Source organism: Flavobacterium lacus, from assembly GCF_003268815.1.
GTDB classification, from domain to species: Bacteria; Bacteroidota; Bacteroidia; order Flavobacteriales; family Flavobacteriaceae; genus Flavobacterium; species Flavobacterium lacus.
Genome location: NZ_QLSV01000002.1, coordinates 175,023 through 201,113 on the forward strand (window position 1 = coordinate 175,023; position 26,091 = coordinate 201,113).

Genomic DNA, 26,091 nt, shown 5'->3' on the forward strand with positions numbered 1-26,091 from the left:
CTCAGAATGGTTTTGTAAATGTGTATAAAGAAAAAATACTAGTATCTTCCTCCTCCGCCACCGCGACTGTTTCCACCACCGCTGTAGCCACCGCCACCACGACTGTTTCCACCTCCACCGTAACCACCACCGCCTGAACGGTTGTTGTTAAAGCTTCTTTTTTCGCCTTCCGGTTTTGGTTCTGATTTGTTTACCACAATAGCACGACCTTGAACGGTTGCACCGTTTAGTTCGTCGATAGCTTTTTGACCTTCTTCGTCATTAGGCATTTCAACAAAACCAAAACCTTTACTTTTTCCGGTAAATTTATCAGTAATTACTTTTACAGAGTCTACTGCTCCATAAGCCTCGAAAGACTCTCTTAAATCTGCTTCCTCAATACTCCAAGGAAGGCTTCCTACAAAAATGTTCATAAAAAATAATATTATTTGAAACAAAGGTAAACTATTAAATTGGCAATCAAGCTCAAATTGTGATTTTTATTTCATAAATTGTTGAAAATAAATAAAAAAGGCTTTTCAAAACAGTATGAAAAGCCTTGTTTAAGTGATCTTTATTTCGGTTAATCTTCTTCGATTCCTGTAACAGGAACTTTATAGAATACACCTTGATTAAAATTTAATATTTCTCCACCCAGTGGATTATTTGCTACGTTTATAGCATTAAATCGGAATGAGCCTGAAACAGTTCCGTTTGCTGCATCAAATTCGGTAATTTTTATTTCTCCATCTCCTTGAAAGTCTTCTTCGGTAGTAACGCCAGTGCTATAAAACAATTCACTTTCATCATAATCAAAAACAAAAGTTGCAACTCGTGATTGGTTTTGACCCAAAACATACGTTCCAACATTTCTAGATGGAATTCTTAAAGTCATTGTTTGCAAACGAGCTTTTGCAGTAATTACCAAACCACCATTTGGTTGCAAAACAGCATCGGAATCAATTGCTCTCCAAAACGTGTTTTCTAATCTTCCTTGCACAGAAGGTGAATTTAAAACGACATCTTCTTCGCAGGAAATAAATAAAAAGGCAAGAGCTAAAAGAGAAAAATAGTTTTTCATTGTATTGGTTATGATTATTTCTAAAGTACAAAAATAGTTTTTCTACTGAATAAACGACATACTTTTTTGTTAAAAACACATAAAACACACTGAATCAAACAATTTAAATAAATTTTGAATCATTCATTTCTAATCCAAAAAACTTTTATATATTTGCACCCTTAATTAACAGAGGTCGAGAACCTCACAATTTAATCATACGATTATGCCAGTAAAAATTAGATTACAAAGACACGGAAAAAAAGGAAAACCTTTTTTCTGGATCGTGGCTGCTGATGCAAGAGCCAAAAGGGATGGTAAATTCTTAGACAAAATCGGAACTTACAACCCAAACACTAACCCTGCAACAATTGATTTAAACTTGGACAGTGCTGTTCAATGGTTACACAATGGTGCTCAACCAACTGATACTGCAAGAGCTATCCTTTCTTATAAAGGTGCGTTATTGAAATATCACTTGGATGGTGGAGTTAGAAAAGGTGCTCTTACACAAGAACAAGCAGATGCTAAATTAGCAGCTTGGATTGATGAAAAAGCAAACAAAGTTACTTCTAAAAAAGAAGGTTTAACTAAAGCACAAGAGAAAGCAAGAGCTGAGGCATTGAAAGCTGAAAAAGTTGCAAATGAAAAACGTGCAAATGCTGCTGCTGATGCGTTGAAAGCTGCTGAAGTAACTGAAGAGGTTGCTGAAGAAGTAACAGAAGAAGTTAGCGAAGTTGCAACCGAAGTAGCTGTTGAGGAGACTCCTGCTGTTGAAGAAGCTCCTGCTGCTGAAGAAACAAACGAAGAAAAAGAAGCTTAATATTCTGCGATAATGCGTAAAGAAGAATGTTTCTATCTTGGCAAAATCGCTAAAAAATTTAGTTTCAAAGGTGAAATTTTGGTCTATTTAGACACAGATGAGCCTGAATTATATGAAAATATGGAATCAGTTTTTGTTGAATTAAACAAAAATCTGGTTCCATTTTTTATTGAAAATAGTTCACTACATAAAAATGACTTTCTGAGAGTCAAATTTGAAGATGTTGAAACAGAAGAAGATGCTGATGCCATTATGGGTTGCGAACTTTATCTTCCACTTTCGTTTTTACCAAAATTAGAAGGAAATCAATTTTATTATCACGAAGTGATAGGTTTTGAAGTAGAAGACCAACGACTTGGTGTGGTGGGGAAAATTGTTTCCATCAACGATTCAACCGCCCAACCTCTTTTTGAAGTGTTGAATGGTAATGTTGAAATGCTTATTCCGATGATTGATCAGTTTTTGGTTAAAATTGATCGTGGTAACAAGAAGGTGGTAATGAATTTGCCGGAAGGTTTGGTGGAGATGTATCTTTAGAAAGTTTCAGGTTTCAAGTTTAGCTTCGCTCTGTTCGGCTCCGCCTCGAGTCAGGTTTCAGGTTCTGGAATCAATAATCTTCATTCAAAAATCGTTAATCAACGTGTTTCAATTCAAACAATTTTCTATTCAACAAGATCGATGTGCTATGAAAGTAGGTACTGATAGTGTTTTGTTGGGGGCTTGGTGTCCGATTGAAAACAATCCTTTTTCTGTATTGGATATTGGTGCCGGAACAGGAATTTTATCGTTGATGATTGCCCAACGAAGTCATGCCGAACAAATTGATGCCTTAGAAATTGACGAAGATGCCTACGAACAATGCGTAGAAAATTTTGAAAATTCGCCTTGGGGAGATCGACTATTTTGTTTTCACGCCGGTTTAGATGAGTTTGTCGACGAACCTGAAGATGAATATGATTTAATCATTTCTAATCCGCCTTTTTATTCCGAAGATTATAAAACCGAAAATTCGCAACGTGATTTAGCCCGATTTCAAGAGGCGATGCCTTTTGAAGATTTAATTGAAGCGGCAGATTTATTACTTTCTGAAAACGGAATTTTTGCCGTGATTATTCCCTACAAAGAAGAAGAAAAATTTATCGATTTGTGTGCGGAAGTTGAACTTTATCCTGTAAAAGTGACTCGTGTAAAAGGCACTTCAACCACAGAAATTAAGAGAAGTTTATTGGCTTTTAAACGTTACGAATTAAGCACTTTATCGGCTGATGAATTGGTTATCGAAATTAATCGACACGAATATACAGATGATTACATCAATCTTACTAAAGATTTTTATTTGAAAATGTAACTTACCATTTCACCTTATACGGATATACTTCGTGAATCATATTATCTTCATTAATTGTATAACCATTTTTAGCATCAGTTTTGGCTTCCAATAACAAATCATTGGCTCTTTTTTCCTGACCGATTCTTCCTAAACAAAAAGCTTTATAGACTTTTGCATCCGAAAAATTTTCATATTGCGAGATGGCTTTATCAAATTCTTCGATGGCTTGCTCCCATTTATTTTGTTCATACAGGGTTATTCCGTAATAAAACAAATTAAGGTGATGAGCTTCTCCTTGTTGTTCAATTTGTTCAGCTATATCTGTTTCAAAAATTGCTTCGGCTGTTGAAAATTCATTCAGTTGCAGATAAGACAAGGCGATGTAAAAATTGTACGTATGATCCATTTCATAACTATTACCTATCATTTCTTTACATTTTTCAAAATCGATGATGGCTTCTCGATAGGTTTTTGCAAAAACACATTTGATGTAAGCTCGATAGGATAACCACTTGTACGGATCATTTTCTACTGCTTTATCACAAAAAACCATTCCGGCTTCGTATTTTTTCATCTTAAATAGTGGCATTGCTTTTTGTTGCCATAAATATGCAATGGTTGGGTCTTTTCTCAAACCCTCGTCTAAACATTCTTGTAGTTCATTCATTTGATAAAAAGAGTAGTTTTTTGCGCAATTGTGCACGTAGTCATCAACAATTTTCTGTTGAGCTTTTTTTTGAGCTCCATTTGCGTGAGTATTTTGAGCAATTGATTTAAATGAAATCAACAACACAATACATAAAAAAAACAGTTTCATTTTTGTGGCTTTAAAATAAATTGAAAAGTACATATATTCTTTAACCCTAAAGGTTAATAAGATGTTAACAGCAAAAAATACAAATCATTATTTTAAAAATATAACAATCGTTCATTGATTTGTGACATTTCTTTAGTTATTTTTGCAAACGATTTCGTTTGTATCAAAAACTAAATGAGAATAATTATCTCTAATTCACACTATTTAAATTATGAAACCAGATTTATTTCAAGCTCCTGATTATTATTTATTAGATGATTTGTTAACGGATGAGCATAAATTAGTGCGTGATTCTGCACGTGCTTGGGTAAAACGTGAAGTTTCTCCTATTATTGAAGACTATGCTCAACGGGCTGAATTCCCAAAACAAATCATCAAAGGTTTAGGAGAAATTGGTGGTTTTGGTCCTTATATTCCAGAAGAATATGGCGGTGCTGGATTAGACCAAATTTCTTATGGATTAATCATGCAGGAAATTGAAAGAGGTGACTCTGGTGTTCGTTCTACATCGTCCGTTCAATCATCTTTGGTCATGTATCCCATCTGGAAATATGGAAACGAAGAACAGCGCATAAAATATTTACCAAAATTAGCTACCGGAGAAATGATGGGTTGTTTTGGATTAACTGAACCTGATCACGGTTCCAATCCCGGCGGAATGACCACTAATTTTAAAGACAAAGGCGATCATTATGTATTAAACGGTGCCAAAATGTGGATTTCAAATGCTCCTTTTGCAGATATTGCTGTGGTTTGGGCTAAAAATGAAGAAGGTAGAATTCATGGCTTAATCGTAGAACGCGGGATGGAAGGTTTTACAACGCCGGAAACACATAACAAATGGTCACTTCGTGCATCATCTACAGGTGAATTAATTTTTGATAATGTAAAAATCCCAAAAGAAAATTTATTACCAAATAAATCAGGCTTAGGAGCACCGCTAGGCTGTTTAGATTCTGCTCGATACGGCATCGCATGGGGAGCGATTGGTGCAGCGATGGATTGTTATGATACAGCTTTACGCTATGCCAAAGAGCGTATTCAGTTTGACAAACCGATTGCCGCGACGCAATTACAACAAAAAAAATTAGCCGAAATGATTACCGAAATCACAAAAGCCCAATTATTAACTTGGCGTTTAGGTGTTTTGAAAAACGAAGGAAAAGCCACGACGGCTCAAATTTCTATGGCCAAACGAAATAACGTTGATATGGCCATTAACATTGCCAGAGAAGCACGTCAAATACTTGGAGGAATGGGAATTACGGGTGAATATTCTATTATGAGACACAGTATGAATTTAGAATCTGTGATTACGTATGAAGGTACGCACGACATTCATTTGCTTATCACTGGAGCAGACATTACCGGCATGCAAGCATTTAAATAATTAAACAATAACTAAAATCAATACAAAAAGCTTCTTCATTCGAGGAAGCTTTTTTAGCTTTGTAAAGTAGAACTATCATCCATTCTACTTCGTCTTTATAAATAAAAAATGCTATGAATATTTCGATCATCAATAAAAAAATAGAACCACAAAAAGAACAGTTACTAAATCATTCTTTATACAGAAAAATTAAAACGATTGATGATTTAAGGCAATTTCAAGAATGTCACATTTATGCTGTTTGGGATTTTATGTCGTTACTCAAAGCGTTGCAAGCCTCTTTAACTTGCACAACTACGCCATGGTTACCTGTTGGAAATCCGGAAACGCGTTACCTCATTAATGAAATTGTTTTGGCAGAAGAAACCGATATTTCGTTAGACGGAAAAAGACAAAGCCACTACGAAATGTACATTGATGCTATGAAATCGTGTGGTGCAGATACCAAGTCTATCGAATCATTTTTAGAAAACGTGGTTCAAACTCAGAATATATTTGTTTCCATTAAACAAAGTGATTTGCATCCCAACATAAAAGATTTTCTCGATTTTACTTTTCGTGTCATCGAACAAGGCAAGCCACATGAAATCGCCGCCGCTTTTACCTTTGGAAGGGAAGATTTAATTCCGGAAATGTTTACCGCAATTTTAAAAAATTTTCAAGCCAATTTCCCTGAAAATGATTTGACTAAATTAATTTACTATTTTGAAAGACATATCGAACTAGATGGGGATGAACACGGACCAATGGCCATGATAATGATAAACGAATTGTGCGGCGACAGCGAAATCAAATGGAAAGAAGTGGAAGAAATTTCGATTCAAGCGTTAGAAAAACGAATTGGTTTATGGAATGCGATCGAAGAAAAAATTCTTGAAGCAAATCTGACAATGAGTGAGTAAAGTGTTAAAATTATTTTTATCTTGCAACGTAAAACAAACAAACTGCAATATGAATAAAAATTTTACTTCAACATTCTTCATTTTGTCTTTCGTCTTATTTTCATTTTTTAATGTTATTGGACAAAACACAGAAAAAGTGACTCAATTTGGAAAATCCAAATTAGAAAAAATCAGGTGTGCAACCATTGAAAACGAACAAAAACTTCGGGAACTCTATCCAAACCGAAATAGTGATGCTCAATTTGAAAATTGGTTAGCACCAAAAATAGAAACCATCAAAGCAAATAGACTGGCTTTGAAACAGAACGGTAATTCTACTTTAAATGTAATCACAATTCCGGTTGTGGTGCATGTTATTCATAATGGCGATGCTTTGGGTGCAAATGAAAACATCACCGATGCACAAATTCTTTCACAAATTACTGTATTAAATCAAGACTTTGGTCGAATTGCAGGAACTCCAGGGTTCAACACTAATCCGGTTGGGGTAGATACTGAAATCCAATTTTGTTTGGCCCAACGTGATCCAAACGGACTATTTACAACCGGTATAAATCGTTACAATTTAGGAAGCGAAGCCAGTTGGGAAATAGATGATATAAATACCGAAATAAAACCACAAACACAATGGAACCCTAATGAATACCTAAATATCTGGGTAGTAAACAGAATTGTGTTTACCATCTTTGGAATTGAACTGGGAGAGATTTTAGGTTATGCTCAGTTCCCCACCGGTTCTGGTCTAGAGGGTCTTGAACAAGGTACCGGTCCAGCAAACACAGATGGTGTAGTAATTGCACATCGTTATTTTGGATCTAGCGATATTTTTCCTGCCGGAACATACTCTGCACCTAATGATAAAGGAAGAACAACAACTCACGAAGTAGGCCACTATTTAGGTCTCCGTCATATTTGGGGTGATGGTGGTTTTGGTGTAAACGGTTGTAGTGTAGATGATTTTTGTGACGACACCCCTGTGACAGCTGACCAAAATACAGGTTGCTCTGTTGGTATTGATTCATGTCCAAATTCGCCGGGACTTGACATGGTTGAAAACTATATGGACTATTCTGATGATGCTTGTATGAACATATTTACACAAGATCAAAAAGACAGAATGATAGCCGTTTTAACCAATGCTCAACGAAGATCAACTTTAGTAACTTCTTTAGCTTGTCAACCGGGCCAAACCTTTGACAATGATGGATCTTTAGAGATTTTAAACTTGAATTTGACCAATTGTGGTACAAATTTATCTCCTTCGTTGCGATTAACAAACATTGGGACCAACACAGTCACATCTGCCGAAATTACATATAGTACTGAGGGAAATAGCGACTTAACATTTACGTGGAATGGTACCTTAACTAATGGTCAAAATACCACTATAAACTTACCTACATTATTAGCAAGTGCCGGCAATAATGTATTTTATGCGGCCATCACAGCATTAAATGGTGGTGCCGATGAAAATGAATTAAATAGTACAAGAAGTCAAAATTTTGACGTGGTTTTGGCAAATACCGAGGAAATTACAATTACTATTCTAACAGATGATTATGGAGATGAAACAACATGGGTGCTAAGAGACAGTAATAATAATGAAGTGGCAAGCGGAGGTCCTTACGGAGACAATACAGAATATGCTGAGACTGTAGCCGTTTTAAATAATGAATGTTACACCTTTACCATTTTTGATGAATTTGATGATGGAATCTGTTGCTCTTTTGGAATAGGGAGTTATGAAATTAAAACCTCTGATAATACGACAATTATTTCAGGAGGAGAATTTGGATCATCTGAATCAAAAACTTTTGGTATAAACCAAAACTTAAGTACGATTGAAAATAGCTTTTCCAACGGAATCAAATTATATCCAAATCCGGTTAATTCTCAGTTAAATATTGCTATTTCAAATGAGATTGTATTACCTAATCAGTTTATAATTTACAACAGTTTAGGACAAATAGTAGATAGCAAAAAAATCGCTTCAAGCAATGATTTATCTGTTAACACTGGGTCGTACAGTTCTGGAGTATATTTTATCAAAATCATGATGGATGAACAATCAACTGTAATTCGTTTTATAAAAAACTAATCTAAACAATTTATAATTTTTAACCTCCAAAGCAATTTTGGAGGTTTTTTTTATACCTTTAATTTTCGATTAATTAATTATGTCATCACAAACCCGACTCTCAAGAGCTTTTGAAAATGCAAGAAGAATTTCGTTTGACAATAAGTCAAAATTTATTCTTTTTAGTGATTGTCATCGCGGTGATGCTAGTTTTGCTGATGATTTTGCCAGTAATCGAAATATTTATTTTCATGCGATGAACAATTATTTTACGGAAGGTTTTAGCTATTGCGAATTGGGCGATGGAGATGAATTATGGGAAAACCTTTTCTTTAAAGAACTATTTGAAGCTCATAAAAATGTATATTTACTGTTGAAAAAATTTCATGATTCCAAACGGCTCCACATGATCTATGGCAACCACGATATGGTTTACCGCGATAAAAATGTGGTTAAGAAAAAACTAAGTACTTTTTTCGATCCCAAAACGGGTAAAGACGAACCACTATTCACAGGTATTGAATACCATGAAGCGATTGTTTTAGAAAATTCAGAAACTGGCCAACAACTCTTTTTAACCCACGGTCATCAAGCCGATTTTATGAATTATATCGGATGGAAAATCAATCGGTTTTTAGTGCAAATTTTATGGAAACCACTTCAAGTTTGGGGAATAAAAGACCCAACCAGTCCTGCCAAAAATTATGTTGAGTTAATTAAAATTGAACGACGAATTAAAAAATGGATTGTTAGTAATCACAACATTATAACTGTTACCGGACACACCCATCGACCACGATTTCCCAATACCAATGACAACTCTATTAATTATTTTAATGATGGAAGCTGTGTCCACCCCAGAAGTATTACCGGAATTGAAATTGTGGAAGGAACCATCTCATTGATCAAATGGTTTATAGACACAAAATCAGATGGTACATTACAAATTGTTCGCGAATGTTTAGAAGGTCCAGTTGAATTAACTGCTTATCAAAAAAAGGAAATATGAAAAGGCAACTCTGTTTATTAGTGATTTTATTTTTATCATTTTTTGGATGTTCCGATGATGATGAAACACCGCCTAACATTCAAATTCCTGTGATACGAAACATAAATTACTTGGCATTGGGAGACAGTTATACCATTGGTCAAAGTGTTTGTGAAACATGCCGTTTTCCGGAACAATTGAAAGATAGTTTAAAAAATCACCTTCCCTCTACAGATAATATTTCTGTGAAAGTGGTGGCCCAAACGGGTTGGACAACCACCAACTTAAAAAACGCTATTGCTAACGAAAACTTAATTGCAGAATTTGATTTGGTAACGCTGTTAATTGGTGTGAATAATCAATACCAAAACAGGCCTTTTTCATTGTACGAGACAGAGTTTCCGGAACTGTTGCAAACAGCAATAACCTTAGCGAATGGAGATTTGAATCGAGTGATTGTCGTTTCGATTCCTGATTATGCATTTACGCCTTTTGGTCAAGGAAGTTCTAATCCGGAAAATATTTCGAATCAATTGGATCAATATAATTTATTTGCTAAAAATCATGCAGAATCACTCGGAATTGAATTTGTGAATATAACCGACATCACTCGGCAAGGATTGAATAATTCGGAATTAGTTGCTTCAGATAATTTGCATCCCTCGGAATTGGCTTATACTCAATTTGTAGAAAGACTGCTTCCTATTGCAAAAAACATTTTAGGAATATAATTATTGTGCAGGAGCCAATTCAACTTCCAAACCGTTAATTTCCGGTGTAATGTGAATTTGACAACCTAGTCTGCTATTTTCTTTAACGTGATAGGCTTCCCAAAGCATTGCATCTTCATCGGGAGATTTTTCAGGTAATGGAACATCATTTTCATTCAAAATATAACATTGACAGGAAGCACACATCGCCATTCCTCCACAAACACCAATAGTTCCTTCTTCTGCTAGTTCATAAGCACGAACCAATTCCATGATGTTCATGTTCATGTCGGTTGGAGCTTGCACTTCGTGTTTTGTTCCGTTTCGGTCGGTGATTTTGATGGTGATGTCTTGGGACATGTTTTATGTTTTATGTTTCAGGTTTCAGGTTTCAAGCTCACAAACAACTTGAAACCTGAAACTTGAAACAAAAATAAATTATTCTATCGATTTTACAACTGCTTTCTCTGCTTCTTTTCGGGTTCCGTCAAAACCATCTACGCCCGAAACGGTGGTGTATTTCAGCACGTATTTTTTGCCGGGATTTAATCGATTATAAACACTTTGACACATTAAGGTGGCTTCGTGGAATCCGCATAAAATGAGTTTTAATTTTCCAGGATAAATGTTTACGTCGCCAATGGCATAAATTCCTTCGATGTTGGTTTGATAGTCTAATGCATTGTTGACTTTTATCGCATTCTTTTCGATTTCTAATCCCCAGTTTGCGATTGCTCCAAGTTTTGGTGTTAAACCGAAAAGCGGAATAAAATAATCGGTTTCAACATTCATCCGTGCTCCGTTGATTTCGATATCCACCGATTCGATGCGTTCGGATCCTTTGAAACCAATGACTTCGGCCGGTGTAACTAATTTTATTTTTCCGGAATTTTTTAATTCTTGTACTTTTTCTACTGAATCTAACGCTCCACGGAATTCATTTCTACGGTGCACTAAGGTTACTTCTGAAGCCACATCAGAAAGGAAAATGCTCCAATCTAAGGCCGAATCTCCACCACCGGAAATGACGATTTTTTTCCCACGGTACTTTTCAGGATCTTTCACAAAATAGTCAACACCGCGATCATTTTGTTCGTAAAATTCGATGTCTTTCAGAATTGGTTTTCTAGGTTCGAATGTGCCTAAACCGCCTGCAATTGCAATTGCTTTTGCCTGGTGTTGCGTTCCTTTGTTAGTGGTCACGATGAAACTTCCGTCTTCCAGTTTTTCGATGGTTTCTGCGGTTTCTCCCAAGGTAAATCCGGGTTGAAATTGCTTGATTTGTTCCATCAAATTGATGACCAAATCGCCTGCCAATACTTCGGGATAGCCGGGAATATCGTATATTGGTTTTTTGGGATATAATTCGGCTAATTGACCGCCGGGCTGCGGAAGTGCATCAATGAGATGACATTTTAATTTTAATAATCCTGCTTCGAAAACAGTGAAAAGTCCGGTCGGGCCGGCTCCAATAATAAGTATGTCGGTTTGTATCATTCTTTTTAAGTTACTAAGGTTCTGAGTTGCTGAGGTTCTGAGGTTTTTAAATGCTGAGCATCTGAGCAACTGAGTTTTTAGGTTTTACTTTGCGAAAATAGTTCTTCTTTTTTCTTTTGGATATGATATTTGTCAGTTAGCCCGGACTGCGTGAGGGATAGCAGCGGAAAGCCCGGAGCACAAAAAACAAATTTTGTTGGACTCAAAAAACGACCAACGGAAGCTCTTTTGTGACCTTAGAAAATTGTTTTTTCTGGGCGATCCCGATAGCTATCGGGATGGAGCGGATAGCCCGTACACGCCCAACTAAAAAATTAGGATACGTTTTCGACTGTTTCGATTTGTGGCACATATTTTTTAATGGTGGTTTCTACTCCAGCTTTCAAGGTCATTTGATTGACGCTGCAGCCTACGCATGCACCTTCGAGACGAACTTTAACGTGTTTATCGTCGAGGACATCGATGAGAGAAATGTTTCCGCCGTCTGATTCCAGGAATGGACGGATTTCATCTAAGGCTTTTTCAATTCCTAATCTAATTTCTTCTTTTGTCATTATTTCTTTCCTTTTACAGCCGAACAGCCGGCCATTGTGGTGATTTTTATTGCTTCTGTTGGTGGTAAACTTTCATTACGATTAACCACTTCTTGCACTACGTTTCGAGCAATTTCTTCGAAAGCGGCTTCTAACGGCGTGGCAGTTTGAAGAGCGGCGGGACGACCATAATCTCCGGCTTCTCGAATACTTTGTATTAATGGAATCTCGCCAAGCATTGGCACTTGTAAATCTTGTGCTAAGTTTTTGGCTCCTTCTTTTCCAAAGATATAATATTTGTTGTTGGGTAATTCTTCCGGCGTGAAATAAGCCATATTTTCAATGATTCCTAACACGGGAACGCTGATTGCATCGGATAAAAACATGGAAACCCCTTTTTTGGCATCAGCCAAAGCAACGGCTTGCGGCGTGCTCACAACAACAGCTCCAGTGATAGGCAGCGATTGCATGATAGAAAGGTGAATATCGCCCGTTCCGGGTGGTAAATCGATGAGCAGGAAGTCGAGTTGACCCCAATCAGCATCAAAAATCATTTGGTTTAAGGCTTTGGCAGCCATCGGTCCACGCCAAATAACGGCTTGATCCGGTTTGGTAAAAAATCCGATGGAAAGTATTTTTACTTCGTAACTTTCAACGGGTTTCATTTTTGATTTTCCGTCGACCTCAACAGAGATTGGTTTTTCATTTTCAATATCAAACATTATTGGCATTGATGGCCCGTAAATATCTGCATCTAAAACTCCAACATTGAAACCCATTTTGGCTAATGTTACGGCTAAATTGGCTGTAACTGTGGATTTCCCCACACCGCCTTTCCCGGAAGCAATGGCAACAATGTTGCTGATTCCCGGAATTGGTTTTCCTTTGATTAGATTTGGATTTTCGGGTTTTGCGGGAGCTTCTACTTTGATATTGACTTTTACTTTGGCTTTTTCGTACACCAAATCGTGGATGGTTTTGATGATGTCAACTTCTGCTCTTTTTTTGATGTGCAAAGCTGGGGTTGACAAGAGTAATTCTACTACTACTTCGTCGCCAAAAGTGAGTACATTTTGCACAGCTCCACTTTCAACCATATTCTTTCCTTCGCCAGCCACAGAAATGGTTTCCAAGGCTTTGAGTATTTCTTTTCTGTCGAGTTTCATAATTTACCTCACCCCAAATTTTGGGCAATTTTAAGTTAATAAAAAATCAGCTTTATTTAAACTGAATTTATAGTGCAAAGATAATACGAAAAGTAGAGAAACAGTAGTTAAAGAATTGAAAATGTTTATGGAGGGATAAGCGGAAGGTTATAGGTAAAAGGTAATGGGTTATTGTAAAAATGTAGTGCTTTTGTAATTATTTGAAAAATTAGGAAATAATTACAAGGTAACCTTCGGTTCCCAAAAAACCTTCTCGAAATCAACAATTTGATTATCAACGACTTTTATTCCTTCACTTTCTAACAATTGCTGCATTAAGTTAGTGCCTTGAAAATGATGTTTTCCGGAGAGAATTCCTTTTCGATTGACCACTCGATGTGCAGGAACATCTTCCCTATTATGAGAAGCATTCATCGCCCAACCTACCATTCGGGCAGAACGAGCCGTGCCTAAAGCTTTGGCAATTGCTCCATAGGAAGTGACTCTTCCGTATGGAATTTCTTTGGCGATGGCGTAAACTCTTTCAAAAAAATTTTCTTCCATCTTTCAAAGTATTACTGATAAACAATTTTGAAAAGGGCGAACAAAGCCACAAGTCCGGTTATTGAACCAATGACATAATTGATGTTTCTGGATAAGAAGGAATCCTTTTTTTCCTTTCCCTTAAAAAAAGAAATATATCCAAAAAACACTAAAAAAGCAGCAATGGCTGAAGCTGCCGAAAAAGCATAAATAAAAAACGCATCAAAATTAAAATAACCATACGAACCCAATGTGATACTCACAAAAACATAGTACGGAATTGGAAATAAATTGAGTGAAGACAACAACATCCCTAAAAAGAAACGACTTGATTTGCTTCGCATTTTAATTTCTTCTTTCTTTTTTTTGGTTTTAGGCTTTTTTGCTATCCACAAGAAATAAACCGTCAAGATCGTAAAAATTACTAAACCTATTTCCTGTAAAACGGTACTGATATTGGCTCTTCTATCAATAAACCGAGAAAACAAGACCGCTAGTAACGTTTGAAAAAAAACAATAATCGAAGCTCCAAATGCAAACCATAAGGCACGATTTCTTCCATCACGCATACTCACTTTTGCGGCAGTCATGTTGAGCAATCCGGGTGGAGTTGTTCCGATGGCTGCGGCTGAAAGTCCGAGAATGATGGGAAGGGTGAGGTTCATTTATTGTGGTTATTGGTAAAAGGTGATGGGTAATTGGTTGTTTACTTTATCTTAAATTGTATATAGGTTATCGCTTTATTAATTTCTAAATATTGTTTTTCATAGAATGTTTGAATGGCTGTCACCACTTCCGGCGAACCTTCGTTTCGATAGACATTATGGTTAGCATAAATCACTTCATGACCTTCACCGTGCAATAGACCGAGTGTGTAGCCATGCATGAATTCGCTATCTGTTTTCAAATGAACAATTCCGTCTTTTTTAAGCACTTTTTTATAGCGTTGTAAAAATTCGGTATTTGTCATTCTGTGTTTGGTTCGTTTGTATTTGATTTGCGGATCGGGAAACGTTATCCAAATTTCATCCACTTCATTTTCGGCAAAACAGTATTCAATCAATTCAATTTGTGTGCGAAGAAAGCCAACATTATTCAACCCGGTTTCCACAGCTGTTTTTGCACCACGCCAAAATCGAGCACCTTTAATATCTATTCCAATAAAATTTTTGTTAGGGTAGCGTTCTGCTAATCCAACGGAATATTCGCCTTTTCCACATCCTAATTCCAAAACAATTGGGTTGTCATTTTTAAAAAAGTTTTTATTCCAATTTCCTTTCCATTCAAAATCGCCCGAAACCACTTCTTCTCGGGTTGGTTCTATTACATTTTGAAACGTTTCATTCTCTTTAAAACGCTTTAATTTATTCTTACTTCCCACTTAATTTAATTTTTTGGTAAAATTAGGGAAATATACCCAATCAAAATTAATAGTACCTTTACAGTTATTAAATGAGTTATTAAGACTTGGAAACTGCAAAACCAAAAATTCTCGTTGCTCCCTTAAATTGGGGACTCGGTCACGCCACACGATGCATTCCGATTATCGAAGCTTTGTTGGAAAACAATTTTGAACCCGTTATCGCTTCCGATGGTGTGGCTCTGCACATTTTGCAGAAAGAATTTCCGGAATTAATTTTTTTGGAATTGCCTTCCTATCAAATTGAATATGCCAAAAATGGTGCTTTTTTTAAATGGAAACTGATTAAAAACAGTCCGAAAATGATGGAAGCCATTTATATGGAAAGAAAATTGGTGAAAAAGTGGGTAAAAGAATATGATCTTTCAGGTATTATATCCGATAATCGATTAGGCATTTATTCTAAAAAAGTGCCTTCTGTTTTTATTACGCATCAATTGAATGTATTAACCGGAAACACGAGTTGGATTACCAGTAAGCTACATCAATATATCATTAAAAAATATGAAGAATGTTGGGTGCCGGATGTAGCAGAAATTCCGAACCTGACCGGAAAATTAGGTCATTTAAAAAATCCTCATTTTAAAATCAATTACATTGGTCCTCTAAGTCGTTTAAATAAAAAAGATTTGCCAAAGAAATATGATTTAATGGTTATTCTTTCCGGTCCGGAACCACAGCGATCGATGTTGGAAATGCATTTGAAAGAAGAAATAAAAAGATATGTTGGCGATGTTGTTTTTGTTCGCGGAGTGATAGAACCTGAACAAAAATCGGAACAAATTGACCATGTGACTTTTTATAATTTTATGACATCGGCACAACTTGAACAAACGTTTAACGAAAGTGAATTAGTGCTTTGTCGTTCCGGTTACACCACCGTTATGGATTTGGCAAAATTGGGAAAAAAAGCCTTTTTTATTCCGACTCCCGGCCAATTTGAACAGGAATATTTAGCCAAAAAATATAAAAAAGATGGTGTTGTTCCGTTTGCCAAACAAGAAAAGTTTGTCATCGAAAATTTATATGAAGTGGATTTGTATAAAGGATTACAAAGTTTTAAAAACAACTTAAATTGGAAGAATTTATTTCTGCTTTTTGATAAAAAAACTAACTAATTAAAGCATTGATGTCGATATGATCCGGTAATCTACCTACGTTTTGCAGTTTAATTCCGGCTAATTTTTGAGCAATCGTTATGCTTTCCACCAATGATTTATGGTTGAGTTGGGCATAGAGGAAACCGGTCCAAAATGCATCTCCGGCCCCGGTAGCGTCTTTTATTTCTTTGACCGGTAAAGCTTCTTGAAATATAAGTCCATTTAGTTTGTCCGATAAAACTACTCCTTTTTTACCTTTTGTTAAACAAATGGTTTGCGCCCCCATTGCATGAAAAAATTCAAAAATATAATCTTCGGATTTCATGGATGCAAACAATCGGTAACAGTCATCTTCACTTATTTTTACTAACGGATCAGTAGCCAAATATCGTTTGATAATCTCAATTGCTTCGTGTCGGTTAGGCCAAATTCGCTCTGAAAAATTCAGATCGATACTCAATTTTAATCCTAATTCCTTCGCTCTTTCGGCACGTCTCAAAATAGTTTCGCGGGCAGGGTTTCTACTTAATGCGAAACACGTGGTATGAAAGATTTTAGATTTCATAAGAAGTTCATCTGGGATTTGACTCGGGTAAATTTCGCAATCTGCTTCTCTATAAGGAATAAAATCAGGGGTTTCTGTTGACTTTGAAACAAAAATAACGGAAGTAGGCTTTTCTTCCGATTTAAAAATATAGTCAGTTTGAACACCATTTGCTTTCAGTTTTCTAATAATGTAATCCCCTAAACCATCTTGTCCACAAGTAGCGACAAGAACAGCATTAAGTCCTAATCGAGAGGCATTTACCGCTACATTTGTAGGTGAACCTCCTAAAAAACGGTGGTAATCTTTTGTTCTGTTTATGGAAGTATTAATTTCATGACCAATAAAATCGATTAAAACTTCGCCTACTGCAAGTATGTCAGTTGTTTTTTCCACTTTAAAAAAATAATTTAAAATCCTCTTCAATTGTTTTTTCTACTAGTATAGTTGCCGCTGCACTCCACGCACAAAACCGAACACCATTAGGTTCTCCTGTTTCTGAATTGAAATTTTCATAAAATCCAAAATCAGCTTTTTCATTTGCACTATTTAAAGAATTTAATACATTTTCACATTCTTGGTCCATCCCCAATTGGTGTAGTGCCATTCCAAAAAAACCATTCACCATAGGCCAACTTCCGCCATTATGAAACTCGTAGGGTTGGTTTCTGAATTCGTATTTGCAGTTGTTTTTTAATATATTCCACTCCCAGTCGGCTGGTTGTATGGGCGGCCAAAAAGCCGGTATTAATTGTAACGGTAAATTGTTTTTCAATTTTATAGCCTGCTCCATCATTTTTCGTTGAAAGGAGAGTTCTCCGATATTTAAAATCACTGCCAATGCGTGAGCAAAAGCATCAAAATACATTTTGTACCCAGCAGGTGAAAAGGAGCAAGGCATAAAATCTTTTATTTCTGCTTCTTGGTAGGCTTTCGGGTGCACTTTTTCGGATGCCGCATTTGGCAAAAAATTATGTTCGACTTTGTCAGTAATTGCTTTTATTTTGTGTGTCAATTCGTCACTTTCAAGAAAATAATTATAACTTTTTAACGCCCAGATACGTAAAAGCTGATCGTATAAAACATAGCCCTCTGTAATATATTCATCGGCCCAATTCCCGGATATTGGCACATAAATCAAGTGATTATTATTGAATTCCCAACAATCCAATAAACGAATCGCTTTTTCTATATTGGATTTATATTTTTTAATAATTTCTTTTTCTTTTTTAAAAAAAGCCAATTGACAAACTCCTATTATAAACCATGTTACCGCATCAACTCTTCCGGTTAACCCGCCGTAACTTACCTCAACACCATTTTCTGCAAGATAAACATTGGAAGGAATGGTGCCCTTTTCATGTTGATGAGTAGCTAAGGTTTCAAGGGTTTTTTCAAATGTTTTAATTAACATTTCATCTTTAGAGGCCAAAGCTGCCAAGCCGCAAATCACGCCATCACGTGCCCAAACTCGCTTGTAGTTTGAAATGTCATTTGCCGAAGCTTCAAAACCATGCGGTGATGAAACATTATTTAACAATTCGACTGCTTTATGATAGACTAATGAATTCATGAAGTTAATTCGTTTTTGTTTTTAACTTTAATAAAAAGTGTTAATATGCCTCCAATTACAAGAAACACACCTGCTAATCGGATTACATTGATAGGATTTTGCCCTAACCAATCGTATACAAAAAACTGCATCGTAAGTATTTGAATGGCCATCGGAATAACAATAAACATATTAAAAATTCCCATATAAACACCAACTTTATCTTTAGGAATTGAACCGGCCAATAGTTGATAAGGCATGGCCAACATGGAAGCCCAAGCGATTCCTAAACCAACAGGATATAAAAACAGGGTTGTGATCGCAATCGTTTCTCCAAATGGATTATACATATTGAACAGTACCGTTGAATCATTTAAATAGGGAATAGAAAAAACGCCAATCCCTCCGACAATTAGGGCGAAAAAATGAACTCCTTTTGCACCAATTTTTAGGGCTAAAGGAACTAAAGCAAAAGCTACTACAAAACAGATGATATTATAAGTTCCATTCAGACTTCCTGTCAATAATTGTGCTTTGGAAAAACCTTCACTGGACTGTTCGGTGGTGTTGTATAATGAAATTGACAATGTTGAAGTGATGTATTGCTAATAACAAAACATGGCATACCACGTAAAAAATTTTACCGGAATTAACTGTTTCATGGTTAACGGCATGTTGGTAAAAGCTTCTTTTATCTCTACAAAGGTTCTTTTTACTACCGGAGTCTTTTTCTTTTCCTTGAGTAATTCAAATTCTTCGGCCGTGGGCGGAATCTCTTTGGTTGTAAGAACAGTTAATAAAATGGTGGCTACTGAGGCAAAAGCTCCAATAAAAAAGGCCCAATAGGTATACGTTGGAATTCCGTTTTCAAATTTATCGCTAATGGCTAACATTCCCAAAGAAACTAAAATAGCCGGTGTAAAATTGGCCAAAGTGATTCCCAAACCTGTAAAAAAGCTTTGCATTAAAAAGCCGATTGAATGTTGCTCTTTGGGTAACCTGTCGGCCACAAACGCTCGGTAAGGTTCCATGGCAATATTGTTGGCGGCGTCTAAAATCCACAACAAGCTGGCAGCCATAAAAATAGTAGTTGAAAAAGGCATTAAAACAAGTGCGACACTGGCAATTAAAGCTCCAATCAAAAAAAACGGCTTTCTTCTGCCGAATCTTGGCGACCACGTTCCGTCGCTCACCGCACCAATAATAGGTTGAACCAAGAGTCCGGTTACCGGCCCGGCTAGCCATAGCATAGGCAGACTGGCTTCATCTGCTCCCAGGTATTTGTAAATTGCACTCATGTTACTTTGTTGCAACCCGAAACTGAATTGAATTCCGAAGAAACCGAAATTCATATTCCAGATTTGCCAAAAGTTCATTTTGGTTTTTTGAATCATGCCATTTCCTTTATTATTGGGTTATTTTATTTAAAAAAATAGTAAAATCGGGTTCATTTGTAAACACTATTCCATTTTTGTCGACCACAGGCAGATTTAAATTGGAAGTGGGGATGTTATTTGCACGAAGTTTATTCAGCATTTCTCGAAGTGCATTTTCATCTTTGTCGATATCAAAATAGACAAAATCCAACTTTTGTTCTTCGGCATGTTTTTTTGCGTCGAGGCAATAATGACACGAATCACTACCATAGATTATGATTGCTACTTGTTGATTTTGCGTTGTATTATCTTGAGAAAAAGCTATATCAACAAAAAACAAAACAAAAGAAATAAAAAAGAAACGGTTCATAAAAATTGTTTCAAAAATGAATTAAAAAAAATGAAAAATTATGATTCTAAACCTACTTTGTATTCGTAAAAGTTCCCGAATCCAAAAAGGACTAAGGAACTTTTCTCTAAAACAAGTAAATAGCAACGTAAACTAACTTTTAAAATCTGTAGGATAAAGTTAAAGCGCTCGTTCTTCCATTAATTGAACGTGCTCTAACAATATTATCGGTGTTTTCAACAATACTTCCTTCCTCTACCTCCGTAATTCCGATGGTGTTAAATACATTGTTAACATTCACAGAAGCAAACAATCCTTTGGTTAATTCAAAATTGATAAATGGGTTAAAGTAGACATAACCCGGCATGATTAATTCATTACTATCTTGGGCGAACGATTTTGTTGTACCGATAAATGACACCCCAACATTATGCTTTCCGTCTGTACCAAATTTGTAGGCTGCTATTGCATTATAAATAAAATCCGCTTGTCTTCTTGGAGCATTTCCTTCTACTGCGGGATTGATCACATCGTTAGAAATTTCGGCTTTCGTCCAAGTTACACTTCCGTTAAAGTTGAACTTATCCATGGTATAACTACCCTCTAATTCTAAACCATAAGCGGTGTAATCTCTTTGAATTTCTCTAATTCCAGCTGGAGCAAAATCCCAGTTTTGTTCTGAAGTTAAAGCATAAAAACCTGTTGCATAAAAAGTGTGGTTTGACCCTTTTCTTTTATACCCAATTTCTGCTTGATTTACCATATCGGCACTCAAACCAGAAACGGCTGCACCCGATGGTAAAATATTTGCCCCAAACAACAATCTGTCTGCGTTTGCTCTACCGCCACGGCTGTATCTGGCAAAAAGGGATTGATTTTCAGCCAGCATATAGTTTCCTCCAAATGAATAAGATACATAATCAAAGTCGTAATTCACAGGCATTCTATTCGCATTATCAATTACTGATACGCTTTGTTCCGGGCCTTCAACTGTACCGTTGTTATCTACATCTAAATTTGTAGATTGAGTAGCCCCTGCATACGTTCCTCTTACTCTTCCGCTATCAAAACGTAAACTCACATCTACATTAAACTTATCACTAAATTTATATTGACCCGCAACATACGGTGCGGTTATATCGTAATTGGTGTCGTAATTTCTTGTACAACAGTTACCCCAAAAAGGAACTCCGTAGGCATAAAGACCGTTTACAGAATTTGAACCGGCATTTAATAAAGCGGCATTATCTCCTTTCACTTCCATTAAATAAGAATTCCACAGCCACGACATTGAAATCGTCTGAAAAGCTTTGTAATAACCTAAAGTCAAATCAAAATCGCCAAATTTTTTGGCTAATTTTAGGTCATTTGTGAAGTTATTGAAATTATTAATTTCTGTATCAAAAGTATGAATTCTCATCACTAAATCTGAACCATTGACTGCATTTCCAGCTTGACCGCCATTGGCGTACGTTAAGTTTGGCACACCAAATTCGGTTGCAAAATCTGCGGCAGTTTGAACTTGAGCGGGAAACGGGGAAACAAATCTACCTTTGTGAAAATTTTGTCTGAAACGGTCTTCAATTTTCCAACCGTTCCCAATATCAAAAGAAAGTTCTCCACCGAAAGAAGTCGCCACCGGACGCATACCATCGCTCATATTGCTTCTTCTTCTTTGCCCGTCTTGCCCTACCGTTAAATTATCTAGAAACAAAGCACTGTGTTGTGTGTCTCGTAAAATATCAAAATTATTAAGTGAATTCCAATTTGGGTTTGCATTTGTTCCACTTACTTTCACCGGCATTGGTAAATAACCAATCGCTCGATCATTCAAATGTTTGAAATACAAACGCACGTGCCCATTTTTAAATTCCTTTGTCATATTGGCTTTTAATTGACCGCCAACATTTCCGGTATAACCTGCATTTCGAGGACCTTCCCCTTGACGATAAAAACCACCTACATGGAAAAATAATCCATCTCCAATGGGTGAACCGTATTCAAAATCAGTACGGTAATTGTCAAAATCAACACCAAATGATTGCATTAAAGAACCGCCTTCTGTCTTTCCATTTTTACTAATAAAGTTGATGATACCGCCAGGCGAATTACTGGCTAAAGTAGAAGCAGAACCTCCACGAATGGCTTCTATTCTTGAAATTGTTTGGTCTGCCCGTATAAAAATATCGGAATTACCAAATGCTACATCGCCAAATTGCATGACAGGCATTCCATCTTCATGAATTTGAAGAAACTTAGCCCCTCCCGATGCGACAGGAATACCTCTGATAGTGATATTGGCATTTCCTTCACCACCTGTTGATTCCGATTTAATACCTGGGATTGAACGGAAAATCTCAGCCGTTGCTCTGGGAGCAGCTTGTTCGATTTGCTTCGTTGAGACAGAGCTTATCGATACACTGGATTGCAGTTTCGACCTTGGATTAATCACTCCAGTTACAACGACATCATCCAATTGAGTAGCATCTTCAATTAATACTACTTCAATTGTAGTATTCCCATTTATAGTTACTGTTTGTTTTTTTGTTTTGTAACCGATAAAAGAGGCAACTAACGTTAGGTTTCCGTTTTCTAGTTCTGAAAGTTGAAAAACTCCATCCAAGTCTGATGAAGTTCCTTTTGAAGTTCCTTCTACAACAATGTTTACGCCAGGCAAAAGGTTACCTGAATTATCTTTGACAACGCCGTTGATTGAGCCGGATTGTGCAAAAACTGTCAATGAAAAAAAACATAGGAAAAGAAAAGCAACCTTTTTAAAATGTAATTCTGTTCTCATTTTGTTTTGTTTAGTTAATAAAATTAAGATATATTTTTTACGAATCTAATTTATATCATGCTAAATAATTAGCTATTTGAAAACGAAAACGTTTTCGAAAGTGCCGAAAACGTTTTCGGTTTTTTATACCATTTTTTTTTCCATATTTGTAACATGAAAGAAAAAGAGACAACATTAAAGGTAATTGCTGAAAAACTGAACATTTCGATCACTACCGTTTCAAAAGCATTAAAAAACTACTCCGATGTGAGTCCTACAACGCGTGAAAAAGTTTTAGAATTAGCCCGAGAATTGCATTACACACCCAATTCTTTTGCAGTAAATCTTCGTACTAAAGAATCTAAAACAATCGGATTAATTATCCCTGAAGTGGTTCATCATTTTTTTTCAAGTGTCATTAACGGCATCATCGCAGAAGCAGAAAAAAATGAATATTTAGTGATTATTCTTCAATCGAATGAATCCTTGGAATTAGAGAAAAAGCAAGTTCAACTCCTTATCAATAAAAGAGTAGACGGAATCATTATGTCATTATCCAATGAATCCAATGATGATGATCATATTCGAGAAATTATTCATCGCAACATTCCGTTTGTCATGTTTGACAAAATTTCGAAGATGATACCGTGCTCCAAAGTAATTATAGATGACCAAAAAGCAGCATCGGCTGCAGTTGAACATTTAATTACAGTAGGTTGTAAAAAAATTGCTCATATCAGAGGTCCTGTTAATCCGCAAAATGCCATTGATCGTTTTTTAGGTTATAAAAAAGCATTAGAAAAAAACAATATTTCTTTCGACAAAAATTTAGTTTTCACCTGTGTTCGAGTTTCTTTTGAAGAAGGATATGAATTTGCCAAACAAATATGTAAAAATCATCCTGATGTAGATGGTATTTTTGTGATTACCGATTTAGTGGCTGTTGGTGTATTAGCCTATTTGAATGAGAATAATATTAAAGTTCCGGAACAAATAGCGGTCATTGGTTTTAGCAATTGGTTCATGTCGCAAGTCATCAAACCAAAATTAAGCACAGTTGACCAGCCCAGTTATGAAATGGGTGTAAGTGCATTCAATTTGTTGTTGAAAGAAATCAGAGCAGTGAAAGAAGATAAACCAAAAGTTATTGAAAACCTAATTCTAGACACACAACTTATTATTCGTGAGTCCAGTAAAAAATAATTTATTTCTGCTTTTCGAGCGTAAATGAAAATTCTGAACCTACACCAAACTGACTTTCTACGTAGATTTTTTCGTTATGACCTTCGATGATATGTTTCACGATTGCCAATCCTAAACCGGAACCACCTTCGGAACGGGCTCCGCTTTTATCTACTCTATAAAAACGTTCAAATAGTCTTGGAATATGTTGTTTTTGAATACCTTCGCCATTATCCGTTATTCGCACGATAATTTTGTTTTTCACTAAGTTTTCAATGCTCACTTCAGTTGTTCCGCCTTCTCTTCCGTATTTGATGGAATTCATAACCAAATTGGTAACCACTTGTTGAATTTTTTCCTGATCGGCACGCACATAAATTGGGTTGGAATACTTTGTATCAAAAGTTAAGGTGATGTGTTTTTTGGAAGCTCGCATTTCGAGTAATTCGAATACATTCTTCACCAATTCTACCACATCAAAAATAGAGTATTCAAGGTTTAAATCACCCGTTTCCAATTTGGTAATCATGTCTAAATCTTTTACGATATAGATTAATCGCTCCACTCCTTTTTCGGCTCTTTCAAGGTATTTTTTTCGAAGGGTTTTATCATTCATAGCTCCATCCAAAAGTGTAGCAACGTAACCTTGAACAGTAAATAGCGGTGTTTTTAATTCGTGTGAAACGTTTCCTAAAAATTCTCTTCGGTATTCTTCTCGAACTTTTAGAGTTTCAATTTCGAGCTTTTTGTCGGTGGCAAATTTTTTAACTTCTTTTGTTAAAGTGGCCATATCTGTTGTGATTGGCTGACTTCTAAATGTTGTAGAATCTAGTAAAGAAACATCATCGTAGATTTTTTTCACCCTACGATAAATAAATCGTTCCACCCGATATTGAATCACAAAAAACGAAAAAAGATAAATGGAAAGTCCGAAAACAGTAATAAACAGCCAATTTATTTCATAAAAGAAATAAGTCGTCAACAGCAAAAACCCAATAGAAAATAGGGAAACATAAAGTGCTGATTTTATCGCAAATTTGTATGTTTTTTTAAAATTAATGGCCATTAAAAACAGTTTTCATTTGGTTAATATGCTCTCAAAAGTAAACTATTTTCAACGAAAGAGGAAATTGAATTATACTTCCAGTTTATAACCCACACCTTTGATGGTTTTAAAAAGATCGTCGCCAATTTTTTCTCTTAATTTTCTAATGTGTACGTCGATGGTTCTTCCGCCCACAACCACTTCGTTGCCCCAAACTTTATCTAAAATTTCTTCTCTTTTGAATACTTTTCCGGGTTTTGAAGCCAGTAAATAGAACAATTCAAATTCTTTTCTTGGTAATATTATTTCTTTACCGCCTTGAATAATTTTGTATTCTTCTCGGTTTACTTCGATATTTCCAACAGTTAAGACATCGCTTTTGGCTTCATCCTCTTTTAAACGACGTAAAAGTGCTTTGACTTTACTTACCAATACTTTTGGTTTGATTGGTTTGGCGATATAATCATCGGCACCGGCTTCAAAACCGGCAACTTGTGAGTAATCTTCGCTTCTTGCCGTTAAAAATGCTACAATAACATTACTTAATTCGGGAATCTTTCTGATGTGTTCACAGGCTTCCATACCATCCATTTCGGGCATCATCACATCCATTATAATTAGGTGCGGCAATTCCTTTTTTGCTTTTTGAACGGCTTCTTTTCCGTTCACAGCAGTAACAATCTGATAGCCTTCTTGAGCCAAATTATACCCTACAATTTCGAGTATATCTTGTTCATCATCAACCAATAAGATTTTAATTTCCTTTTTTTTCATATTCAAAAGTGTGTGCGTTTTGCGATGTAAAGGTAAAGATAATACAAAATGAAATACGTTGTTAACTGTAATTTAATCTGTTAACATTATGGTAACCTAATTGAAACGAAATCGTAACAAGTGGATAACATCAACTTTACAAGTTAGCCGTTTCTTTGCCCCATAAATTAAAACACCTG

Annotated in this window: 28 protein-coding genes; 10 read left to right on the top strand and 18 right to left on the bottom strand. The window is 36.0% G+C overall.

Translation table 11 applies throughout. From position 1 onward, the window contains the following. Window positions 1–38: 38 nt before the first annotated feature. On the bottom strand, window positions 39–413 hold the full coding sequence (locus B0I10_RS02405; protein ID WP_112084898.1) for an RNA recognition motif domain-containing protein: 375 nt from the start codon (window positions 411–413) through the stop codon (window positions 39–41). A 149-nt stretch (window positions 414–562) separates the two neighbouring features. Continuing rightward, on the bottom strand, window positions 563–1,060 hold the full coding sequence (locus tag B0I10_RS02410; protein ID WP_112084899.1) for a DUF6252 family protein: 498 nt from the start codon (window positions 1,058–1,060) through the stop codon (window positions 563–565). Window positions 1,061–1,265: 205 nt separating this feature from the next. Between B0I10_RS02410 and B0I10_RS02415 the strand changes: the two genes are divergently transcribed. The 3 genes from B0I10_RS02415 to B0I10_RS02425 all read left to right on the top strand — a co-directional run bounded on the left by B0I10_RS02415 (window position 1,266) and on the right by B0I10_RS02425 (window position 3,210). After that, the gene (locus tag B0I10_RS02415) at window positions 1,266–1,862 is read left to right on the top strand and encodes a 30S ribosomal protein S16 (RefSeq protein ID WP_112084900.1); all 597 of its coding nucleotides are present in this window, start codon (window positions 1,266–1,268) and stop codon (window positions 1,860–1,862) included. A 12-nt stretch (window positions 1,863–1,874) separates the two neighbouring features. Then, window positions 1,875–2,399, top strand: a complete 525-nt coding sequence (gene rimM / locus B0I10_RS02420; RefSeq protein WP_112084901.1) for a ribosome maturation factor RimM — start codon at window positions 1,875–1,877, stop codon at window positions 2,397–2,399. A gap of 148 nt (window positions 2,400–2,547) precedes the next feature. Beyond that, a complete protein-coding gene (locus B0I10_RS02425) occupies window positions 2,548–3,210 on the top strand; it encodes a tRNA1(Val) (adenine(37)-N6)-methyltransferase (RefSeq protein WP_245942937.1) in 663 nt (220 codons plus the stop codon). Between the two features lies 1 nt (window position 3,211). On the opposite strand, the gene B0I10_RS02430 is transcribed toward B0I10_RS02425, so the two are convergent. Further along, window positions 3,212–4,009: a tetratricopeptide repeat protein gene (locus tag B0I10_RS02430; protein WP_245942938.1), complete on the bottom strand. Its 798-nt coding sequence runs from the start codon at window positions 4,007–4,009 to the stop codon at window positions 3,212–3,214. Between the two features lie 211 nt (window positions 4,010–4,220). On the opposite strand from B0I10_RS02430, the gene B0I10_RS02435 reads away from it, so the two are divergent. From B0I10_RS02435 to B0I10_RS02455, 5 genes are all read left to right on the top strand, one after another. After that, window positions 4,221–5,399: an acyl-CoA dehydrogenase family protein gene (locus B0I10_RS02435; RefSeq protein ID WP_112084903.1), complete on the top strand. Its 1,179-nt coding sequence runs from the start codon at window positions 4,221–4,223 to the stop codon at window positions 5,397–5,399. Window positions 5,400–5,512: 113 nt separating this feature from the next. Continuing rightward, on the top strand, window positions 5,513–6,301 hold the full coding sequence (locus B0I10_RS02440) for a DUF3050 domain-containing protein (RefSeq protein ID WP_112084904.1): 789 nt from the start codon (window positions 5,513–5,515) through the stop codon (window positions 6,299–6,301). A 49-nt stretch (window positions 6,302–6,350) separates the two neighbouring features. Then, a complete protein-coding gene (locus B0I10_RS02445) occupies window positions 6,351–8,399 on the top strand; it encodes a M43 family zinc metalloprotease (RefSeq protein WP_112084905.1) in 2,049 nt (682 codons plus the stop codon). 79 nt (window positions 8,400–8,478) lie between these two features. Continuing rightward, complete coding sequence (locus tag B0I10_RS02450) at window positions 8,479–9,387, top strand: metallophosphoesterase (RefSeq protein ID WP_112084906.1); 909 nt, start codon at window positions 8,479–8,481, stop codon at window positions 9,385–9,387. Then, entirely contained in the window at window positions 9,384–10,097 is a 714-nt protein-coding gene (locus B0I10_RS02455) for an SGNH/GDSL hydrolase family protein (RefSeq protein ID WP_112084907.1), read from the top strand. Before B0I10_RS02450 ends, B0I10_RS02455 begins: the two co-directional genes overlap by 4 nt. Here B0I10_RS02455 and B0I10_RS02460 read toward each other — a convergent pair whose 3' ends face one another. From B0I10_RS02460 to trmB, 7 genes are all read right to left on the bottom strand, one after another. Beyond that, complete coding sequence (locus B0I10_RS02460; protein WP_112084908.1) at window positions 10,098–10,436, bottom strand: 2Fe-2S iron-sulfur cluster-binding family protein; 339 nt, start codon at window positions 10,434–10,436, stop codon at window positions 10,098–10,100. Between the two features lie 78 nt (window positions 10,437–10,514). Next, window positions 10,515–11,573, bottom strand: coding sequence for an NAD(P)/FAD-dependent oxidoreductase (locus B0I10_RS02465; RefSeq protein WP_112084909.1), 1,059 nt, complete (start codon window positions 11,571–11,573; stop codon window positions 10,515–10,517). 314 nt (window positions 11,574–11,887) lie between these two features. Further along, a complete protein-coding gene (locus tag B0I10_RS02470; protein ID WP_112084910.1) occupies window positions 11,888–12,127 on the bottom strand; it encodes a NifU family protein in 240 nt (79 codons plus the stop codon). Beyond that, window positions 12,127–13,272 (bottom strand): Mrp/NBP35 family ATP-binding protein, encoded by a 1,146-nt coding sequence (locus B0I10_RS02475; protein WP_181456873.1) that lies wholly within the window; start codon window positions 13,270–13,272, stop codon window positions 12,127–12,129. Before B0I10_RS02475 ends, B0I10_RS02470 begins: the two co-directional genes overlap by 1 nt. A 219-nt stretch (window positions 13,273–13,491) precedes the next feature. After that, window positions 13,492–13,815, bottom strand: coding sequence for an MGMT family protein (locus B0I10_RS02480; RefSeq protein WP_112084912.1), 324 nt, complete (start codon window positions 13,813–13,815; stop codon window positions 13,492–13,494). An 11-nt stretch (window positions 13,816–13,826) separates the two neighbouring features. Next, window positions 13,827–14,459 carry a LysE family transporter gene (locus B0I10_RS02485; RefSeq protein WP_112084913.1) on the bottom strand — a complete coding sequence of 211 codons (633 nt, stop codon included), beginning with the start codon at window positions 14,457–14,459 and terminating at the stop codon, window positions 13,827–13,829. A 41-nt stretch (window positions 14,460–14,500) separates the two neighbouring features. Further along, a complete protein-coding gene (gene trmB, locus B0I10_RS02490; RefSeq protein WP_112084914.1) occupies window positions 14,501–15,175 on the bottom strand; it encodes a tRNA (guanosine(46)-N7)-methyltransferase TrmB in 675 nt (224 codons plus the stop codon). An 86-nt stretch (window positions 15,176–15,261) separates the two neighbouring features. On the opposite strand from trmB, the gene B0I10_RS02495 reads away from it, so the two are divergent. After that, window positions 15,262–16,332 carry a glycosyltransferase gene (locus B0I10_RS02495; protein WP_112084915.1) on the top strand — a complete coding sequence of 357 codons (1,071 nt, stop codon included), beginning with the start codon at window positions 15,262–15,264 and terminating at the stop codon, window positions 16,330–16,332. Here the strand turns inward: B0I10_RS02495 and B0I10_RS02500 are convergent. The 6 genes from B0I10_RS02500 to B0I10_RS02520 form a co-directional block, all read right to left on the bottom strand. Beyond that, window positions 16,325–17,254: a carbohydrate kinase family protein gene (locus B0I10_RS02500; protein WP_112084916.1), complete on the bottom strand. Its 930-nt coding sequence runs from the start codon at window positions 17,252–17,254 to the stop codon at window positions 16,325–16,327. The two genes, B0I10_RS02495 and B0I10_RS02500, sit on opposite strands and share 8 nt — an antisense overlap. 1 nt (window position 17,255) lies before the next feature. Continuing rightward, the gene (locus B0I10_RS02505) at window positions 17,256–18,431 is read right to left on the bottom strand and encodes a glycoside hydrolase 100 family protein (protein ID WP_112084917.1); all 1,176 of its coding nucleotides are present in this window, start codon (window positions 18,429–18,431) and stop codon (window positions 17,256–17,258) included. Next, window positions 18,428–18,997 carry a hypothetical protein gene (locus B0I10_RS15775; protein ID WP_245942939.1) on the bottom strand — a complete coding sequence of 190 codons (570 nt, stop codon included), beginning with the start codon at window positions 18,995–18,997 and terminating at the stop codon, window positions 18,428–18,430. The genes B0I10_RS02505 and B0I10_RS15775 overlap by 4 nt, the downstream gene beginning before the upstream one ends. Window positions 18,998–19,015: 18 nt before the next feature. Then, window positions 19,016–19,786: an MFS transporter gene (locus B0I10_RS15780; RefSeq protein WP_245942940.1), complete on the bottom strand. Its 771-nt coding sequence runs from the start codon at window positions 19,784–19,786 to the stop codon at window positions 19,016–19,018. 31 nt (window positions 19,787–19,817) lie between these two features. Beyond that, on the bottom strand, window positions 19,818–20,156 hold the full coding sequence (locus B0I10_RS02515; protein WP_112084918.1) for a glutaredoxin family protein: 339 nt from the start codon (window positions 20,154–20,156) through the stop codon (window positions 19,818–19,820). A 139-nt stretch (window positions 20,157–20,295) separates the two neighbouring features. Beyond that, window positions 20,296–22,932 carry a TonB-dependent receptor gene (locus B0I10_RS02520; RefSeq protein ID WP_112084919.1) on the bottom strand — a complete coding sequence of 879 codons (2,637 nt, stop codon included), beginning with the start codon at window positions 22,930–22,932 and terminating at the stop codon, window positions 20,296–20,298. A 153-nt stretch (window positions 22,933–23,085) separates the two neighbouring features. Between B0I10_RS02520 and B0I10_RS02525 the strand changes: the two genes are divergently transcribed. Further along, the gene (locus B0I10_RS02525) at window positions 23,086–24,114 is read left to right on the top strand and encodes a LacI family DNA-binding transcriptional regulator (protein WP_112084920.1); all 1,029 of its coding nucleotides are present in this window, start codon (window positions 23,086–23,088) and stop codon (window positions 24,112–24,114) included. A gap of 1 nt (window position 24,115) precedes the next feature. Here the strand turns inward: B0I10_RS02525 and B0I10_RS02530 are convergent, their stop codons facing one another. Together B0I10_RS02530 and B0I10_RS02535 are read right to left on the bottom strand one after the other, a co-directional pair. Then, window positions 24,116–25,159 carry a sensor histidine kinase gene (locus tag B0I10_RS02530; RefSeq protein WP_112084921.1) on the bottom strand — a complete coding sequence of 348 codons (1,044 nt, stop codon included), beginning with the start codon at window positions 25,157–25,159 and terminating at the stop codon, window positions 24,116–24,118. Window positions 25,160–25,228: 69 nt separating this feature from the next. Further along, on the bottom strand, window positions 25,229–25,912 hold the full coding sequence (locus B0I10_RS02535) for a response regulator transcription factor (RefSeq protein ID WP_112084922.1): 684 nt from the start codon (window positions 25,910–25,912) through the stop codon (window positions 25,229–25,231). Window positions 25,913–26,091: the final 179 nt, after the last annotated feature.